Origin of the sequence: Aquimarina sp. MMG016, assembly GCF_018100805.1 — a bacterium.
Classification (GTDB): domain Bacteria; phylum Bacteroidota; class Bacteroidia; order Flavobacteriales; family Flavobacteriaceae; genus Aquimarina.
On record NZ_JAGJEA010000010.1, the window covers coordinates 26774 to 43337 of the forward strand.

Consider the following 16564-nt stretch of genomic DNA (forward strand, 5'->3'; position numbering starts at 1 on the left):
TTTGGGAGTTTTTGCATTTAATCTAAAATTGATTTAAATTAGATTAGATTAGAACTCTAAATTAAATCCTATTCTTGCATTTCTTCCTCTAGTACTAAACCCAAAAATCTCCTGATAATCTTCATTAGTAATATTATTTATTGCAGCATAAACACTAAAATTCTTCATTACCTGATGACTGATATAAAAATCTAACACTCCATAGCTATCTAGAGTAACCCTTGTTGGCTTAAAAGTCACTGGGTCCAGATTACCAAAATCATTATCACCCCTTTCTGTATTGAATTGGTAATTAAGAGAGGTATATGTTTTTTTACTTAATTGATATCCAATACCAGCATTAATCATATGTTCAGCAAGTCTAATGTTGTTTTCTAATTTATCAATATTAGTATATGTATAATTTCCATTAATGGTAAGTTTGTCGTCTAATAGCTTGGCGGATATTTCTGTCTCAATTCCATCCACTTCAACATCTTCTTCAATATTTATGTTTCTAAAATTATTATCAGAAGCGATAAAGTTTTCTAATTTGCGATTAAAATACACCACACTAATCATAGCTCTTTTTTCATGAGATAATTCTATTCCTCCTTCAATAGTTGTACTTTCTTCTGGTTCTAAATCGGGATTACCTGATGAAAATGCAACATCATACAATTGAAACAATGATGGAGTAATATAAGCTGTACTATAAGAAGCTAATGCTTTGATATAGTTACTTCCAAAAGTGTAGGTGAAAGACGGATTAAAATTATATACCAAATGATTTCCGTAAGCGCTATGAATATTTAACCTGGCTCCTCCATTAATATTTAACCCAAATTTAGATGTATACACTAGATTAACATAAGGATCTATAATATCAAAATCGGCTTCATTATCATTAATAGTTTGTTCTAAGTCTTCGCTACCAAAAGGAATGCTGAACAAATTGAAATCGCTGTAAGAGCCATTTGCTCCTACAACCGTATAGAAAGTATTATTAATATTATACTTGTTATAAGCATCAAAAGTATATACCTTACTCTCATATCTAGAAGGAAAATTAGAGTCAAATTCTCTTTCTAACAAAGCATAACTATCTACAAATGTAAAGCTACCGTTTGGGTATTTAGCTTCCCAAAAAGTTCCTCCACGCAACTGACGACTATTAAATCTATTATCTCCATCTACTCCAGCTGCAGCATCAAATTCATTCTTAAATTGATCGAGATTACCAAAAAAATGAAATTTAAAGTTCTTGCTCCATTGGTACCCTAATTTAGCATATACATTAAATTTACTAAACGCATCACTTTCGGCATTATCAGCTTCTGCAGCTGATAATCCATCAGTAAACTGATTTCCAAAACTGGCTACATAATTTACTTTTCCAATGGTACCATTTACAGAAGCAAGATTAACAAATTCGTTAATATCATAATCCTGATCATCCTGAGATTGGTTCGTTCCAATACTGGATTGAAAATTAGCAGCAATTGCTTTTTTACTTTCAGCCTTGGTAGTGATATTAATTACTGCTGCTGCAGCTCCTGAGCCATAGAGAGTGCTTGATGCCCCTTTTAGAATTTCAATCCCTTCAATTTGATTTACAGAAAGTAATCTCAAATCGAAATCTCCATTAGAAGATGAAGGATCACTTACCGTTACACCATCAACCCTGATCACTACTTGTCGATTACGTCCTCCTCTAATATAAACTCCAAGGTTTTGACCTGCTGCACTTCCACTACCATTAATAAACACACCTGCTACTCTGGTAAGTACAGTTGCTACAGATTGACCTTGACTACGTTCTAATTCTTCAGCACTAATTTTGGTAATTACTTTACCACTCTGTTCTCTTTTTAATTTAAATTTTGAATCAGAAATTACAACTTCTTCTAATTCATTCATTTTTTCTTCTGTTTGTTGATCTTGACTGTATGTAACAGAAGATCCTAACATCAAAAATGTTACCCCAAAAAACAAATTCTTGTTCATGATTTTGACTATCTAATTTTAAAAAATAAGGGAAAAAAAGTATGTAGTTTACCCATACCCAAACTTTTATCCCGAAAGTTTGATACAAACGAATTAGGGCAGGTCTCCTGGCTTGCGTCTTGTTATTCACCTTCCCATCCGCCGAGGGCAGACAGTGGTTTTTGAAGTCTTAATAACAAGCACCTATACACACTGATATTTTACTTATCAGTGCCGATTAGGCATAGCTTACAGTTGCGGGAACAGCTCAGGATTTATTAATTCTAAATTCAGAATTATGAATTCATAATTTATTCACCTGATTCCCTTTTAATCTTCAACACTTTAAAGCGTATCAGAACCAAAATTCAGCGCGAATGTATTATATTTTATAGAATTTGAGATTACTTTAACAAATAAATAATTTATCACAGTAACTTTGTGCGCTTAAAAAAACCATTCTTTGATGCTTTATTATATTACAGGAGGAGAACGTTCAGGCAAGAGTAGTTATGCTCAGGACTTGGCACTTCAACTCTCCGAATCCCCTTATTATCTAGCTACTTCGCGTATATGGGATGACAATCATAGCAAACGAATTGATAGACATATTGCGGATCGTGATCATCGATGGACTTCTATTGAAGAAGAAAAAGAAATTTCTAAAGTCATTATCCCAAAGAGCGTAGTCGTTATTGATTGTGTTACTTTATGGTTGACAAATTACTTTGTAGATACTAAAAATGATATAGAAGCATCTCTTTCACAAGCTAAAGATGAATTTGACAAACTAATACAAATAGATGCTACTATCATTATTATTTCTAACGAAATCGGGATGGGTGTACACGCTTCTACAGAAATCGGAAGGAAATTTACCGAATTACAAGGCTGGATGAATCAACATATTGCAAAGCACGCAGATAAAGCAATCTTAATGGTTTCAGGAATTCCTCTAAACTTAAAATAAATGAATTTCAAAATACAAACCGTTTCAAACCCTAAACTTCAAGAGCAACTTCAACATAAAATTAATCATAAGACTAAACCTATTGGCGCTCTAGGTACTTTAGAACAAATTGCTTTACAAATTAGTCTTATACAAAATACAGAGCAACCTGAATTAAACAAACCAACTATTATTGTTTTTGCAGGAGATCACGGTATTGCAAAAAAAAGAGAAGTAAATCCTTATCCACAAGAAGTCACATCCCAGATGGTATATAATTTCCTTAGTAAAGGAGCTGCAATTAATGTTTTTTGTAATCAAAATGAAATTGACTTAAAAATAGTAGACGCAGGAGTAAATCACAATTTTAATGGAGCCGAAGGATTAATTAATGCTAAAGTAGATTATGGAACCCAAAATTATCAGTTGCAACCCGCAATGACCATAGAACAATGCGAAAATGCAATTCAAAAAGGCGCTGATCTGGTAACCAAAGTATATCAAAACGGTAGCAACATCATTGGTTTTGGTGAAATGGGAATTGGTAATACTTCATCAGCTTCATTACTGATGTCGTATTTTACTAAAATCCCGATTACCAAATGCATTGGTGCAGGAACAGGTCTACAGGGTGAAGCTATCAAAATCAAACAAGATATTTTATCCAAAGTATTTTATAAATACAATCCGTCATCTGCTATTGAAGCTTTAGCAACTTTTGGGGGATTTGAAATTGCGATGATCACCGGAGCTATTTTAAAAGCAGCCGAATTAAAAATGACAATTATCATTGATGGTTTTATAGTAACTGCCGGCTTATTGGTTGCACACGCACTGAATTCTGACGTTTTGGATTACTGTGTCTTTGCACATACTTCTGGAGAGCAAGGACATCAAAAAATGTTACAATTCTTGGATAAAAAACCATTACTACAGCTAGGCATGAGACTTGGAGAAGGAACTGGTGCTGCTGTAGCATTTCCGATAATTCTATCTGCTGTAGCTTTTTTAAATAATATGGCTAGTTTTGAGAGTGCCGGAGTAAGTAGCAAATAGGTATGAGTGGTGAGGGAGCTTTTCTACAAGAATTAAAATTAAAAGGAAAATGAAAAAAGAAATCCATATCTTCTTTACTGCATTAATGTTTTTTACACGTATTCCTTGTCCAAAATGGGTAAATCATGATCCCGAATATTTAAGATTGAGTTCCAAATACTTTCCTCTGGTTGGAATAATTGTGGGGGGTATTGGCGCTGTTGTGTTCTACGGAGCTTCTTTTCTTTTTTCCATAGAAATTTCTGTCTTACTATCGATTTTTACCACAATCTATGCCACTGGAGCATTTCATGAAGATGGTTTTGCTGATGTATGTGATGGGTTTGGCGGAGGGTGGACCAAAGAGAAAATTCTTTTGATTATGAAAGATTCTCGTTTAGGAACTTATGGTACAGTAGGCATACTTTTAATTCTAGCGATTAAATTCACCGCTTTAATAAAAATTCCTCCTTTTTACATTCCACTAGTATTAATATCCGGGCATAGTCTAAGTCGATTTATTGCTACTACACTTATCTATACGCATCCTTATGTTAGAGATACTGAAGACAGTAAAGCAAAACCTGCTGCAAAAAGCATGAATACACAGATGTTAGTCATAAGTGGGCTTTTTGGAATCATACCTCTTTTTTTATTTCAAAACCTATGGATTTTTCTCACTATTATCCCAATGTATCTGTCAAAAATGTTTTTAGCAGCTAAGTTTAAAAGATGGATTGGTGGACAAACCGGAGATTGTGCCGGGGCTGTTCAACAATTAAGTGAAGTCGTTTTTTATCTTACAATTATAGCAATATGGAAATACATTTAGTAAGGCATACTACTCCTGATATTAAAAAAGGGATTTGCTATGGACAAAGCAATTTAGGAGTTACAGACTCATTTCAATCCGAAGTAGAAAAAATCCATCAACAAATTCCTATTAACAAAATTGATAAAATATATAGTAGTCCATTACAGCGATGTAAGCGATTAGCTGAAACTTTCAACCATCAAATAATATTTGATGACAGACTTAAAGAACTGAATTTTGGGGATTGGGAACTAAAACCCTGGGATGATATTAACCAGAAAGAAATTGATCCCTGGATGAAAGATTTTGTCAATGTTCAAGTCCCTAATGGAGAGTCGTATGTTATGCTTCAGCAAAGAGTGATGGAATTTTACAAGTCATTGTATCATTCTTCTACAGAAAAAATAGTTATTGTTACTCATGCCGGACCTATGAGAGCATTGATTGCCAGTCTTCAGGAAATAGAACTCAAAGATTCTTTTAGTATAAAAATAGGATATGGCGAAGTGATTAAAATTTAGCCTAATTCCAGTGTTGTAAAATTATAATTAGAAGATTTTTCTTGATTCACCATCCGCACTTTTAATCTCTCCTTAAAAAGAGGAGCATTTGTCACTAATGTATGATACTCTCCGTTTTCGCCACAGGCATCCACATCCATCGCTTCCAGTTCCATAATTAAGGCTTTATCTATTGTTCTACCGAGAAAATCCGACCCTAAAGTTTGATTACAAGAAACAATTATCGCCTCGATACCATAATCGATCATATCCAACACTAATTGTTTTCTTGGTTGTTGCCATAAAGGTAAAAAAGCATGTAAACCTGCTGCACTAGAAACCTTCTCTTCCCAGGCTTTATGAGACTCGATATCAATATCACCAAATACAGAAGCTCCTATGTCATAAGTTTCGGTTAAAGATCTCAGGTTTTGGATATATAATCTCTCATAATCATTCCAGGTACTTTCAAAAAAATGAATGGGCAAATCCAATGCTTTGGCTTGTGCTTCTAATATTTCCTTTGGGATTCCGTGTGATCGAGATCGATCTCCATATTCATTCAAAACATTAAGTAAAACTTTTGGAGTAAGTTTTTTCTCTACAGCTAGATGTAATGCATAACAACTATCTTTACCACCGCTCCAAGAGCATAAAAATGATTCTTTTTTCACAAGCTTGTCATTAGAAATTCGATACTATTCGTTTAATATTTAAAATTATTCCGAATCTTTTACGTTTTATAGTAACATTTCCATACCGCAAATTAACGCTAAATTCCATAGAAATTCTCAAAAGTTATATCACAAGGATTAAAAATTATTTTAGAGTTTAAACTTATTCTTATTTAGTTATTTTTACCAAAATGATTTATCACATGCGTAGCATTCTTATCATACTTTCTTTGTTTTTTATCTGCAATTCTTGCAAAAAAATACCTAAAGAGGCTGAACAGCTTACTGTAATGTATCTGGCTCCTCAAGAGATTGAATATGCATCAGGGTTTACGATACAAAACAAAAAAAACTACAAAGAAATTAAAGTAACTTCTCCCTGGCCTGATGCAAAACATGCATTAACCTATATCTTATATCCTAAAGGCACTCAAAAACCCCTCCTTCATACTAATGCTACATTTATTGAAGTTCCTGTAGAAAAAATAGTAGTTACCTCTACTACAGATGTTCCAATGCTGGAGTATCTGGAATTAGAAGATAAATTGGTAGGATTTCCACATACTGATTACGTATCCTCAGAAAAAACCCGAACATTGATAGATAGCGGAAAGGTGAAAGAAATAGGAGGCGAAAGAAACCTAAATACTGAAGTGGTTTTAGAGCTATCACCTGATCTTATTATCGGATTTTCTGCGACAGGAGATACCAAAGCTTATGACTTAATTCAAAAAACCGGTATACCAGTTGTCATAAACGGTTCCTGGATGGAACGACACCCATTAGCAAGAGCAGAATGGATTAAATTCGTTGCAGCTTTCTTCGGTAAAGAAAAAAAGGCAGAAGAAATCTTTTCGACCATTAAAAAAGATTATAATGAAGCGGTTTTATTAGCTCAGAACACAACCAACCCTCCTACTGTTGTTTCCGGTAATATGTTCAAAGACGTTTGGCATGTACCTGGTGGTGAGAGTTATGTTGCAAAGTTTTTAAAGGACGCGAATACCAATTATCTATGGGCTGATACACAAAAGACAGGTAGTATAGGCTTAAGTTTTGAAAGTGTATTAGAGAAAGCTCAGAATGCAGATCTATGGATTGGATCTGGCAATTCTAAATCGTTATCACAACTTAAAGAAAAGAATCACAGATACGAACTTTTTGATGCATTTAAAAATAAAACCGTATATTCTTCAACATTAAAGATGGGTGTTAAAGGTGGATTGATCTATTATGAATTAGGGCCTATGCGTCCGGATTTAATTCTTAAAGATATCATTCACATTGCTCACCCTCAAGTATTAACAGATTACGAACCCTATTTTTTCGAAAAACTAAACTAGTTGACCCCAAATAAATCATATAAAACTGTTTTTATCAGTATCATTATGGTTCTGTTAGTATGTTTTATTACTAACATTAGCCTGGGATCTGTATTTATTCCTTGGTTAGACACTTTAAGCAGTTTAGTCGGCGGAACTGTAGAAAAAGAATCCTGGAGACATATTATTATAGATTATCGTTTACCGAAAGCATTAACTGCTATTATTGTAGGAAGTGGCTTAGGAGTTTCAGGATTATTGATGCAAACTTTATTCAGAAACCCTCTGGCTGGTCCTTTTGTCTTAGGGATTAGTTCAGGTGCCAGTCTTGGTGTAGCCTTATTGATTTTAGGAAGTACAGCAGCGGGTATAGGGCTTTCTTCCTTTTTAATTTCAAAATGGGGATTGGTTATAGCCGCTAGTTTAGGTAGTGTTCTGGTGCTATTTGCAGTAATGTTGGTATCTATTAAAGTACGAGACACCATGGCTATACTGATCATAGGGTTAATGTTTGGAAGTATTACAACTGCTATCGTGAGTGTGCTCTCCTACTTTGCTCCTGCAGAACAACTACAACAATATATTTTTTGGGGGTTCGGAAGCCTTGGAAATCTATCCTGGTATGACGTTATGATTTTTTCAGGAATATTTGTTTTAGGAATATTATTAGCAATAATGTCTATAAAACCTTTAAACACACTGTTACTGGGAGAAAATTATGCAAGAAGCTTAGGACTGAACATTAAAACTAGTCGTTTTCTTATTATTCTGGCAACAGGATTACTAGCCGGAAGTGTTACAGCCTTTGCCGGACCAATTGCTTTTATTGGTCTAGCTGTACCACACTTAACCAGACAGTTGTTTTACACTTCGAATCATAAAACCTTGATTCCGGCTGTGTTATTATTTGGTAGTATTATTATGTTGATTTGTGATACTATTGCACAGTTACCCAGTACTGAATATACGCTACCAATCAATGCTATCACATCACTAATTGGTGCTCCAGTAGTGATTTGGTTATTGGTAAGAAAAAGAAAAATGCTATTTTAAGTCTAAATCTGAAAAGTTATCGATAACGAAAACCTACATATTGTCCTTAAAACTGAAGATCTTTCTATTGGCTATCACAATAAAAAAGAACTCAATGTTGTGGCTGCCGATATTAACCTAAAACTACACGAAGGAGAATTAGTAGGATTAGTTGGAGCTAATGGTATTGGAAAATCTACTTTACTCAGAACCTTATCCAAAGTTCAACCACCACTTCATGGAAGTGTATTTTTGTCAGATAAAGAGATTAGAGAATACAAAACAGTAGAACTTGCTTCTCAGCTAAGTGTGGTATTAACTGAGCAAATTGCTTCAAAAAACCTTACCGTATATGAATTAGTAGCTTTAGGAAGACAGCCATACACCAATTGGGTTGGTAAAATGAGTGAAGACGATATTGAAAAAGTTAAAGCCGCTATTGAAGTAACTCATATTACAGAGTTAACCTCTAAAAGATGTTTTGAACTTAGTGATGGGCAACTGCAAAAAGCTCTTATTGCTCGAGCAATTGCTCAGGACACACCTTTTATAATGTTAGATGAACCCACAACTCATTTAGACGTATATCATAAAGCTTATATTCTGAAATTATTAAAACGTCTTGCTTTTGAGACTAAAAAAACTATTCTTTTTTCTACGCACGAGATTGATTTTGCCATACAGTTATGTGATAAGATGATTGTAATGAATGAAGAAGGATTTGAGTTCGGAAGACCCAAGGAATTAATTCAATGCCGGGCTTTTTCTTCTCTATTTCCAGAAGATTTGATTCTATTTGATGATAAATCCGGAAGGTATAAAGTAAGGGGATAAGTTTTACTCGTTCTAAAATATTCCTACACCGTATTTTTTTATCTTTGAATAAATAAAAGATTACATGTCAGAATACACACCGATCATTATTGCTGTTGGGGCAATTATTATAGCTGTTATTGCGGGTTTTTTTATAGGAAAATATGTAGCTTCACTTAAAAGCAAAAGTGAACAAAGTGCTGCTAATGAAAGAACAAACCAGCTTCAATATCAGTTTGATCAACTAAAAAACACTTCAGAAAAACAACTCTTAGAACTTTCGCAAGAGAGAGAAGAAATTCGCAGAGAAAAAGAATTTCTAAATACAGAATTGACTCGTCGTAATACTGAGTTTGAAAACCTTCAGCTTAAAAGCAATGAACAAAAAGAAGAAGTTGAAAAACTACAAGAAAAATTCTCTAAAGACTTTGAAAACCTAGCTAATAAAATTTTAGACTCAACTTCTACTAAATTCACACAACAGAATAAAGAGAATATCAAAAATCTGTTGAATCCTCTTCAGGAAAAAATCAATACTTTCGAAAAGAAAGTAGAACAAACTCATAAAGAAAGTATCGATTATCATGCAGCTCTACGTCAACAAATTTTAGGACTCAAAGACCTCAATGAGCAAATGAGCAAAGAAGCTACGAACTTAACCAAAGCCTTAAAAGGTGATAGTAAAATGCAAGGGAACTGGGGGGAATTGGTCCTGGAACGAGTTTTGGAAAAATCAGGCTTAGAAAAAGATCGCGAATATTTTGTACAGCAAAGTTTTACCACAGAAGACGGTCAACGTGTTTTACCGGATGTAGTGATTTACCTTCCGGATAACAAAAAGATGGTGATTGACTCTAAAGTAACACTTACTGCTTATGAACGTTTTGTAAACGAGGATGATGAAGATCTAAGAGCCAATTATTTAAAAGAACATATTTCTGCTTTAAAACGTCATGTAGATCAACTTTCAGAAAAAAATTATCAAGATTTATATGATATCGAATCTCCGGATTTTGTTTTACTATTCGTACCTATAGAGCCCGCATTTGCGATAGCCATCAATGAAGAAAGCAAATTGTATAACCAAGCCTTTGAGAAAAACATTGTTATCGTTACTCCTTCTACACTTTTAGCCACACTACGGACTATTGATACCATGTGGAATAACGAAAAGCAACAACGCAACGCTATTGAAATTGCACGACAAGCTGGAGCATTGTATGATAAGTTTGAAGGACTAATTAAAGATCTGACCGGCGTTGGTAAAAAGATAGACGATGCAAAAAAAGACTATTCGGCTGCTATGAATAAATTGGTAGAAGGACGGGGAAATCTAATCACCAGTGTAGAAAAACTTAAAAAAATGGGCGCTAAAGCAAAAAAATCTCTTCCAGAACCTATCATCAAACGTGCGATGGAAGATGAAAATGAATAATAATACATAAAAACGAATGTAATGGAATCAAGTTTCACCGAAATTTTAACAAGAACATTAACCGCTTTATTATATATCATCCCTACCCTATTTTTTATTGGTATTGCTATTTACTATTTAATGAAGGTTGGTAGTAAAATAGAGGGAGTGCTGATTCTAATCGGTAACGTTATTATACTTTTAGTATCCATTTCATTCAATTTCATGTATTTATATATCGATTCCTGGGGAATTCAAATATATTCTATTATAAATATGGTAGTTAATGGAATTGGTTTTATTGGTTCCATTTTATTTGCTATTGGTTTTTTTATGGTCGTTCGCAAATTAATACGAAGTAACTCTACAATCTAATGAATATAAAGCTATCACAAATTTCTTTTCTATTAATTGTATTAGAGTTTATTTCTTATACCATAGTTGCACAACAAACCTATTTTCCGGAACAAGGAAATTGGGAAGAGAAAAAACCTTCTGAATTCAAAATCAATTCCGGAAAACTTCAGGAAGCAGTTCAGTTTGCTATTGACCACGAATACTCAGGGTCTAAAGACTTACGTCAGGCAATTTTAAAAGGTTTTCAACGCGAACCTTATCATAAGATACTTGGCCCTACTAAAAAACGAGGAACATCAGCAGGTTTAATTATCAAAGATGGCTATATCATATCTAAATGGGGCGATGTTGATCGCGTAGATATGACTTTTAGCGTTACCAAAAGTTATTTATCTACTATGGCGGGTCTCGCAATAGATCAAAAATTAATTACTACTGTAGATGATTTTACGTATAAATATATTTGGGATCATACTTTTGATGGAAAACATAACAAAAAAATTACCTGGAGACATTTACTTACCCAATCTTCTGACTGGTCCGGGCAACTTTGGGGAGGCTATGATTGGGCGGATCGTCCACCAAGAGAAGGTGGGATTGATGAATGGAAATCCAGAAAATTCAGTGAGCCCGGGTCTATTTTTGAATACAATGATGTACGAGTTAATGTGCTAGCCTATTCATTACTCAATGTTTGGCGAAAACCTTTACCACAAGTACTCAAAGAAAAAATTATGGATCCTATTGGCGCTTCTACTACCTGGAGATGGTACGGATACAAAAATTCCTGGGTAAACATTGATGGCATAAAAATGCAATCGGTAAGCGGCGGAGGACATTCTGGTGGCGGGTTATTTATTAACACATTAGATCACGCACGTTTTGGGCTTTTATATCTAAATAATGGAAAATGGAAAGAAAAACAGTTGGTTTCAGAAAATTGGATCAAAGAAGCTATTACATCTTCTGATGCAAATTCTAATTATGGTTTTATGTGGTGGCTAAATCAAAAGGGAAATAGACATTGGGAAGGTCTGCCAGAGCATCTATTTTATGCAGCTGGTTTTGGAGGTAACTTCATTGTAATTGATCAAAAACAAAATGTAGTTGTAGTCACACGATGGTTAGAACCTAGTCAAATTGACGAGTTTATGACTAAAGTTTATAAAGCACTTTAAAAGATAAATAATGAAAAAGGTTTTAGCGATAATTATTATTGTTATCATGGCTCTTTTTGCAGGTTGGTATGCTTTTGTGTATTACTCAACTTATAGTGAAGGAACCAGAAGTGGTGAACTTATAAAATTCAGTAAAAAAGGTATGATGGTTAAAACCTGGGAAGGTGAAATAAGCCAGGGGATTTCGGGAGCTCAAATTTTTAGCTTTTCTGTGGAAGGCAAAAATGAAGACCTTATTAAAAAACTGGAAGAGTTACAAGGAAGATATGTAAAGGTAAAATATAAAGAACGATATGCCAAAATTAGTTGGTTAGGAGATACTAATTATTTCATCATTGACATCACGGAAGAAGAATCACCACATTTTAGAAATAGATAAAATTTAAAAATATTACTATGAAACGATATAAGAAGCCAACAGAATCCAGAGTAATTATTTCTGAATTAATGCTTCCTTCTCATTCTAATTTTAGTGGAAAAATACACGGTGGATATATCCTTTCTTTAATGGATCAAATTGCATTTGCTTGTGCATCTAAGCATTCTGAAACCTATTGTGTCACTGCTAGTGTGGATAAAGTAGATTTTAGAAAGCCTATTGAAGTTGGTGAATTAGTTACTATGAAGGCTTCTGTTAATCACGTCGGCAGTACTTCTATGGTTGTTGGAGTTCGAGTAGAGGCTGAAAATATAAGAACTGGAAAGACAAAACATTGTAATTCGAGCTATTTTACAATGGTAGCAAAAAATGATGAAGGCAAGAGTGTTTCGGTACCTGGTTTGGTTCTTGAAAATGAAACTGCGGTACGCCGTTTTGTAAGAAGTATTATTCGCAAAGAAGAAGCCAATGCCAGAAGAGATCGTTTTAAAGCATCAGAATTTGAAATGGAAAAACACTTAGAGTTGTTAAAAAAATATAACATTAAGCTGGCATTATAATTATCTTGTAGTCTTTTCGTTATATACTAGTCCACACAATTTATTATCTTTCGGTAAAAAACCTCAAAATAGTATGAAAAAGTTAGTCCCAATTGTCATAATATTGATATTTTCCTTTGCTATAATAGGCTGTGGAGGAAGTGATGATAATAATACTGAGCCACCAATTATAATTGATCCTGATCCTATTCCAGGTAAAACATCAACTTATAATGCAGATGTAAAACCTATTATAGACACTCACTGTATTGAATGCCATTCTAATCCCCCTACAAATTCTGCACCTATGTCACTTGTAACATATGCAGATGTAGTAAATGCTGAAGAAGAAAGAGAATTATACCGAAGGATATTTACCTCTAGTTTTACCATAGTAATGCCTCCACCTGAAGAGGGTGGCCGGCTACCCAGTGCAACCATAAAAATTGTAGAAGATTGGATTGCAGATGGTTTAATAGAAGAGTAAATGACTATCTTATATTAATAGCATCTCGCCCTTTATAAAACCGCTTTACAGCCATCTGATTACCAGAATATACTTTTACTAAGTACAATCCTGTTCTCAGTATAGAAAGGTCAATCTGAGTGTCCAGGTGCATTCTTTTCTCAATTCTAATAAAGCCTGATTTATCTATAATCTTAACAAGAACTGGTTTCCTTGGGCCATTAAAAATAATATTTAAAAATTCTGAAGGAGTAGAAGATTCAATCTCAAAAGAAAATACTTCATCATTAAAAAAAGTAGCTTCCTTATCACTCAACCCACTTGAATAAGACAAAATAGTTCCAACTAAAAACAGTGTAAATAGTAATACATTTTTCATAACATAACTTTTAACTTAAGATACTGCTTTACTAACATTCAATCTGTTAATAAAAATGCAAAAGAGCACCAATAAAGTGCTCTTTTAGAAAAGTTTATGAGTTGTTTAGAAGTACTTCTTAAGACAACACATCTTATGTATTAAAATATATCATAGAACTGATCGCATTTAAACGAAATTCTTAAAGGTCAAATACTCTGCTCAAGTTAAACCCAAAGAAAAAATTACCATCACCCCAATCTCCTGATGCCTGACCCAAGAAACCATTTTCAAACATTGGTTGGGCGTTCGTAAAATGTACCTGAAATACATGACCTCCAGTTTCGATATCGAAACCAATTGATAATGGATTTTTAAAAGTAGAACTACCACTTCTATTGAAATGAACGCCATAATCAAGATTAATACTAAATCGTTTGGTTAGCTTATATCTTCCTCCCATACCCATTATAAACTGTGAATTGTCCTGATCATCAAATCTTACAAAATTCTCATGTAAATAAGATGGTGCAAATTCCAAAGAAAGATTTTTGCCAATTTTGCTCGCTATCAAGACCTGGGAAACATAGGATAATCTATTATTGAACTTTAGTTTAGGTAATTGCTCTCTCTCCAAACCCGTATTAATAGTTAGCAAATTATACCCTACAATAGTAAAAGGGAACCCTCCTTTCTTTTGTCTTGTAATCCGATACTTAATATGGCCTCCATAAGTTTTTTGAAAAGAACTCCTTGCAATACCAATATTTAATCCATTAGTAATACCATAAATAAACTTAAGTTGAGTAACCGCCTGATCTAATCCAAAAAAATCATCAATACCATTTTCGACACTACCAAAACGATGGGAAACAACAAAAAACAAGTTTCTTTTACTTACAAGTTTAGTAGATTCAAAATTTACGATCTTAAGTCCCTTAAATGTAGCAGTAACATAATTATCATCTTGTACTTCTGATTCTAGTTCATCAAGTAAATCATCCTGACTGAATCCTATAAATGGCAATAAGAATAAAAAAAATAAGAGTTTTTTCATGAGGTAGTTTTATAAATACAATTAATGAGAATTATTTTATCAAGGACGCCTGATCTAACTTTACTACTTCCAGAAGTTCATCATATCCAATACACCTTGCTTTAACCGTGAAGTCATTATTTAAACTTGTTTCGGTAATTTTGTGATTGACATCAAAAGTACAATATGCGGCATCATTAAGCAATAGCGAATTTTCTTCTATTTCTGTAAGCTGTCCGGTGACAATAATGGTTTTATTTAAATATTTCTTAGAAGAAGCTTCGGGATCATTAAAAAACTCCTTAACCAATTCCGCAGCAGCAATTGTAAACTCAGCTTTTTCACTTTGAATATCGCGATGTGATTGATATATGTATTTATACCCAATAAATCCAGCTATCCCAAGGACTAAAATTACTATCAATAATTTTTTCATTACTTGTTTTCATATTAAAACTTGTTTTAAATGTATGAAAATTATCCACCTAATGAAACTTATTTTTGCATATCAACGAAATTTGACATAATTTCTACCATTCAAAATAATACCTTAAAAGCAATTTATGAAAACATATTTTCTTAAGTTTTTGATCCTATGTATAGTTTTAGCCAATATTAGTTGCGAAAATGATAGCGAAGATGATTTAGTGGAGGTTATTTCTGTGGAATTGGTTACTTATGAAAACACTATAAAGACGATCATTGATGACAATTGTGTTTTTTGTCATAACGATCCCCCAATTAATTTTGCTCCTATGCCATTACTAACATATGATCAAGTTAAAGAAGCAGTTGACAATAGAGGCCTTCTCAATAGAGTTTCTTCTGAAGATATTAGCTTTCTTATGCCATCTGGAGGCCCGAGATTACCTCAATCAACTATTGATTTAATTTTGCAATGGAATACAGATGGATTACTAGAACAATAAACCCATATACTTATGAAAAATGTAGTATTTTTTTTATTATTATTTGTTTCTGGAGCTGTTTTAGCCCAAGAGAAATACACTACCAAAAAGGGAACAATAAGCTTTGAAGCTTCAGTACCTTCTTTTGAAGAAGTAAAAGCCAAAAACTCTTCGGTTACTGCTATTTTAAATACAGATAATGGTGAATTTGCAGCGTTAGCTTTGATGAAAGGGTTCAGGTTCAAAAATGCTTTGATGGAAGAACATTTTAATGAGAACTATGTAGAGTCTGATGATTATCCTAAAGCAACATTCAAAGGAAAATTAGTTGGTTTTGATAAAAATGACATACGAAATGAATATACAATAGAAGGTACTTTGACATTACATGGGAAATCGAAAAATATAAGTGTAAAAGGATCTTTACACAAAAACGATGATACTTTTCTAGTTTCGTCTTCTTTTAAAACTAAACCTGAAGATTTTGATATTAAGATTCCTGGCATTGTCAGTAAAAAGATCGCTGAAGATATTTTAGTGAATTTTGAGTTTAAACTTATCAAAAAATAGAAATAACTATACCAAAACAATATAGTAGTAAATTTCATGGAGGCTATTCATTATAGATTTATACCTCTTTAAACTCATATTTTCAGCTTTAATCATTTTCTTTAGAAATAGTAATATTAAAGTTGTTACTTGTACTCAAATTGATATGCATAATGTTAATATATTCACTATTTAGAAAAGAATTAACTATTTGTACATTTATATTAAGAATGAAATTATGGTAAAATCTATATATTTAAAATAAAACACAATTAT

20 protein-coding genes and 1 riboswitch are annotated in these 16564 nt (G+C 33.2%); of the genes, 15 read left to right on the forward strand and 5 right to left on the reverse strand.

What is annotated here, in order from left to right; translation table 11 throughout:
• Positions 1 to 48: 48 nt before the first annotated feature.
• The gene (locus tag J8M14_RS16875) at positions 49 to 1986 is read right to left on the reverse strand and encodes a TonB-dependent receptor (RefSeq protein ID WP_211075992.1); all 1938 of its coding nucleotides are present in this window, start codon (positions 1984 to 1986) and stop codon (positions 49 to 51) included.
• A 79-nt stretch (positions 1987 to 2065) separates the two neighbouring features.
• Positions 2066 to 2346, reverse strand: a riboswitch (cobalamin riboswitch).
• A gap of 85 nt (positions 2347 to 2431) precedes the next feature.
• Here J8M14_RS16875 and J8M14_RS16880 point away from each other — a divergent pair.
• The 4 genes from J8M14_RS16880 to cobC are packed head-to-tail and all read left to right on the forward strand — an operon-like array spanning position 2432 to position 5284.
• Positions 2432 to 2935, forward strand: coding sequence for a bifunctional adenosylcobinamide kinase/adenosylcobinamide-phosphate guanylyltransferase (locus J8M14_RS16880; protein WP_211075993.1), 504 nt, complete (start codon positions 2432 to 2434; stop codon positions 2933 to 2935).
• Entirely contained in the window at positions 2936 to 3970 is a 1035-nt protein-coding gene (gene cobT, locus J8M14_RS16885) for a nicotinate-nucleotide--dimethylbenzimidazole phosphoribosyltransferase (RefSeq protein WP_211075994.1), read from the forward strand.
• Positions 3971 to 4019: 49 nt separating this feature from the next.
• Positions 4020 to 4781: an adenosylcobinamide-GDP ribazoletransferase gene (locus tag J8M14_RS16890; RefSeq protein ID WP_211075995.1), complete on the forward strand. Its 762-nt coding sequence runs from the start codon at positions 4020 to 4022 to the stop codon at positions 4779 to 4781.
• A complete protein-coding gene (gene cobC / locus J8M14_RS16895) occupies positions 4766 to 5284 on the forward strand; it encodes an alpha-ribazole phosphatase (RefSeq protein ID WP_211075996.1) in 519 nt (172 codons plus the stop codon). Before J8M14_RS16890 ends, cobC begins: the two co-directional genes overlap by 16 nt.
• Here the strand turns inward: cobC and J8M14_RS16900 are convergent.
• Complete coding sequence (locus J8M14_RS16900) at positions 5281 to 5937, reverse strand: diphthine--ammonia ligase (RefSeq protein WP_211075997.1); 657 nt, start codon at positions 5935 to 5937, stop codon at positions 5281 to 5283. The two genes, cobC and J8M14_RS16900, sit on opposite strands and share 4 nt — an antisense overlap.
• 203 nt (positions 5938 to 6140) lie before the next feature.
• Between J8M14_RS16900 and J8M14_RS16905 the strand changes: the two genes are divergently transcribed.
• The 9 genes from J8M14_RS16905 to J8M14_RS16945 all read left to right on the forward strand — a co-directional run bounded on the left by J8M14_RS16905 (position 6141) and on the right by J8M14_RS16945 (position 13458).
• Entirely contained in the window at positions 6141 to 7280 is a 1140-nt protein-coding gene (locus J8M14_RS16905) for an ABC transporter substrate-binding protein (RefSeq protein WP_211075998.1), read from the forward strand.
• A 45-nt stretch (positions 7281 to 7325) separates the two neighbouring features.
• Entirely contained in the window at positions 7326 to 8312 is a 987-nt protein-coding gene (locus J8M14_RS16910; protein WP_247672681.1) for an iron ABC transporter permease, read from the forward strand.
• Between the two features lie 99 nt (positions 8313 to 8411).
• Positions 8412 to 9125 (forward strand): ABC transporter ATP-binding protein, encoded by a 714-nt coding sequence (locus tag J8M14_RS16915; protein ID WP_348772855.1) that lies wholly within the window; start codon positions 8412 to 8414, stop codon positions 9123 to 9125.
• 64 nt (positions 9126 to 9189) lie between these two features.
• Positions 9190 to 10539, forward strand: a complete 1350-nt coding sequence (locus tag J8M14_RS16920) for a DNA recombination protein RmuC (protein ID WP_211076000.1) — start codon at positions 9190 to 9192, stop codon at positions 10537 to 10539.
• Between the two features lie 21 nt (positions 10540 to 10560).
• Positions 10561 to 10893 (forward strand): hypothetical protein, encoded by a 333-nt coding sequence (locus J8M14_RS16925; protein WP_211076001.1) that lies wholly within the window; start codon positions 10561 to 10563, stop codon positions 10891 to 10893.
• Positions 10893 to 12053 (forward strand): serine hydrolase, encoded by a 1161-nt coding sequence (locus tag J8M14_RS16930; RefSeq protein WP_211076002.1) that lies wholly within the window; start codon positions 10893 to 10895, stop codon positions 12051 to 12053. The genes J8M14_RS16925 and J8M14_RS16930 overlap by 1 nt, the downstream gene beginning before the upstream one ends.
• 10 nt (positions 12054 to 12063) lie before the next feature.
• Complete coding sequence (locus J8M14_RS16935) at positions 12064 to 12432, forward strand: 6-phosphogluconate dehydrogenase (protein ID WP_211076003.1); 369 nt, start codon at positions 12064 to 12066, stop codon at positions 12430 to 12432.
• 17 nt (positions 12433 to 12449) lie between these two features.
• Positions 12450 to 12992, forward strand: a complete 543-nt coding sequence (locus J8M14_RS16940) for an acyl-CoA thioesterase (protein ID WP_211076004.1) — start codon at positions 12450 to 12452, stop codon at positions 12990 to 12992.
• Positions 12993 to 13065: 73 nt separating this feature from the next.
• The gene (locus J8M14_RS16945; RefSeq protein WP_211076005.1) at positions 13066 to 13458 is read left to right on the forward strand and encodes a hypothetical protein; all 393 of its coding nucleotides are present in this window, start codon (positions 13066 to 13068) and stop codon (positions 13456 to 13458) included.
• A gap of 4 nt (positions 13459 to 13462) precedes the next feature.
• Here J8M14_RS16945 and J8M14_RS16950 read toward each other — a convergent pair whose 3' ends face one another.
• From J8M14_RS16950 to J8M14_RS16960, 3 genes are all read right to left on the reverse strand, one after another.
• On the reverse strand, positions 13463 to 13816 hold the full coding sequence (locus J8M14_RS16950) for a T9SS type A sorting domain-containing protein (protein WP_211076006.1): 354 nt from the start codon (positions 13814 to 13816) through the stop codon (positions 13463 to 13465).
• A gap of 181 nt (positions 13817 to 13997) precedes the next feature.
• Complete coding sequence (locus J8M14_RS16955; RefSeq protein ID WP_211076007.1) at positions 13998 to 14852, reverse strand: DUF5777 family beta-barrel protein; 855 nt, start codon at positions 14850 to 14852, stop codon at positions 13998 to 14000.
• 31 nt (positions 14853 to 14883) lie between these two features.
• Positions 14884 to 15267: a hypothetical protein gene (locus J8M14_RS16960; protein ID WP_211076008.1), complete on the reverse strand. Its 384-nt coding sequence runs from the start codon at positions 15265 to 15267 to the stop codon at positions 14884 to 14886.
• A gap of 127 nt (positions 15268 to 15394) precedes the next feature.
• Here J8M14_RS16960 and J8M14_RS16965 point away from each other — a divergent pair, with 127 nt between their 5' ends.
• The gene (locus tag J8M14_RS16965) at positions 15395 to 15760 is read left to right on the forward strand and encodes a hypothetical protein (RefSeq protein ID WP_211076009.1); all 366 of its coding nucleotides are present in this window, start codon (positions 15395 to 15397) and stop codon (positions 15758 to 15760) included.
• Between the two features lie 12 nt (positions 15761 to 15772).
• Complete coding sequence (locus J8M14_RS16970) at positions 15773 to 16309, forward strand: YceI family protein (protein ID WP_211076010.1); 537 nt, start codon at positions 15773 to 15775, stop codon at positions 16307 to 16309.
• Positions 16310 to 16564 lie beyond the last annotated feature (255 nt).

What these genes read in the sequence shown, in the direction of transcription:
- J8M14_RS16875 (WP_211075992.1), bottom strand. Translation starts at nt 1,986, where the DNA reads ATGAACAAGAATTTGTTTTTTGGGGTAACATTTTTGATGTTAGGATCT.
- J8M14_RS16880 (WP_211075993.1), top strand. Translation starts at nt 2,432, where the DNA reads ATGCTTTATTATATTACAGGAGGAGAACGTTCAGGCAAGAGTAGTTAT.
- cobT (WP_211075994.1), top strand. Translation starts at nt 2,936, where the DNA reads ATGAATTTCAAAATACAAACCGTTTCAAACCCTAAACTTCAAGAGCAA.
- J8M14_RS16890 (WP_211075995.1), top strand. Translation starts at nt 4,020, where the DNA reads ATGAAAAAAGAAATCCATATCTTCTTTACTGCATTAATGTTTTTTACA.
- cobC (WP_211075996.1), top strand. Translation starts at nt 4,766, where the DNA reads ATGGAAATACATTTAGTAAGGCATACTACTCCTGATATTAAAAAAGGG.
- J8M14_RS16905 (WP_211075998.1), top strand. Translation starts at nt 6,141, where the DNA reads ATGCGTAGCATTCTTATCATACTTTCTTTGTTTTTTATCTGCAATTCT.
- J8M14_RS16910 (WP_247672681.1), top strand. Translation starts at nt 7,326, where the DNA reads ATGGTTCTGTTAGTATGTTTTATTACTAACATTAGCCTGGGATCTGTA.
- J8M14_RS16920 (WP_211076000.1), top strand. Translation starts at nt 9,190, where the DNA reads ATGTCAGAATACACACCGATCATTATTGCTGTTGGGGCAATTATTATA.
- J8M14_RS16925 (WP_211076001.1), top strand. Translation starts at nt 10,561, where the DNA reads ATGGAATCAAGTTTCACCGAAATTTTAACAAGAACATTAACCGCTTTA.
- J8M14_RS16930 (WP_211076002.1), top strand. Translation starts at nt 10,893, where the DNA reads ATGAATATAAAGCTATCACAAATTTCTTTTCTATTAATTGTATTAGAG.
- J8M14_RS16935 (WP_211076003.1), top strand. Translation starts at nt 12,064, where the DNA reads ATGAAAAAGGTTTTAGCGATAATTATTATTGTTATCATGGCTCTTTTT.
- J8M14_RS16940 (WP_211076004.1), top strand. Translation starts at nt 12,450, where the DNA reads ATGAAACGATATAAGAAGCCAACAGAATCCAGAGTAATTATTTCTGAA.
- J8M14_RS16945 (WP_211076005.1), top strand. Translation starts at nt 13,066, where the DNA reads ATGAAAAAGTTAGTCCCAATTGTCATAATATTGATATTTTCCTTTGCT.
- J8M14_RS16950 (WP_211076006.1), bottom strand. Translation starts at nt 13,816, where the DNA reads ATGAAAAATGTATTACTATTTACACTGTTTTTAGTTGGAACTATTTTG.
- J8M14_RS16955 (WP_211076007.1), bottom strand. Translation starts at nt 14,852, where the DNA reads ATGAAAAAACTCTTATTTTTTTTATTCTTATTGCCATTTATAGGATTC.
- J8M14_RS16960 (WP_211076008.1), bottom strand. Translation starts at nt 15,267, where the DNA reads ATGAAAAAATTATTGATAGTAATTTTAGTCCTTGGGATAGCTGGATTT.
- J8M14_RS16965 (WP_211076009.1), top strand. Translation starts at nt 15,395, where the DNA reads ATGAAAACATATTTTCTTAAGTTTTTGATCCTATGTATAGTTTTAGCC.
- J8M14_RS16970 (WP_211076010.1), top strand. Translation starts at nt 15,773, where the DNA reads ATGAAAAATGTAGTATTTTTTTTATTATTATTTGTTTCTGGAGCTGTT.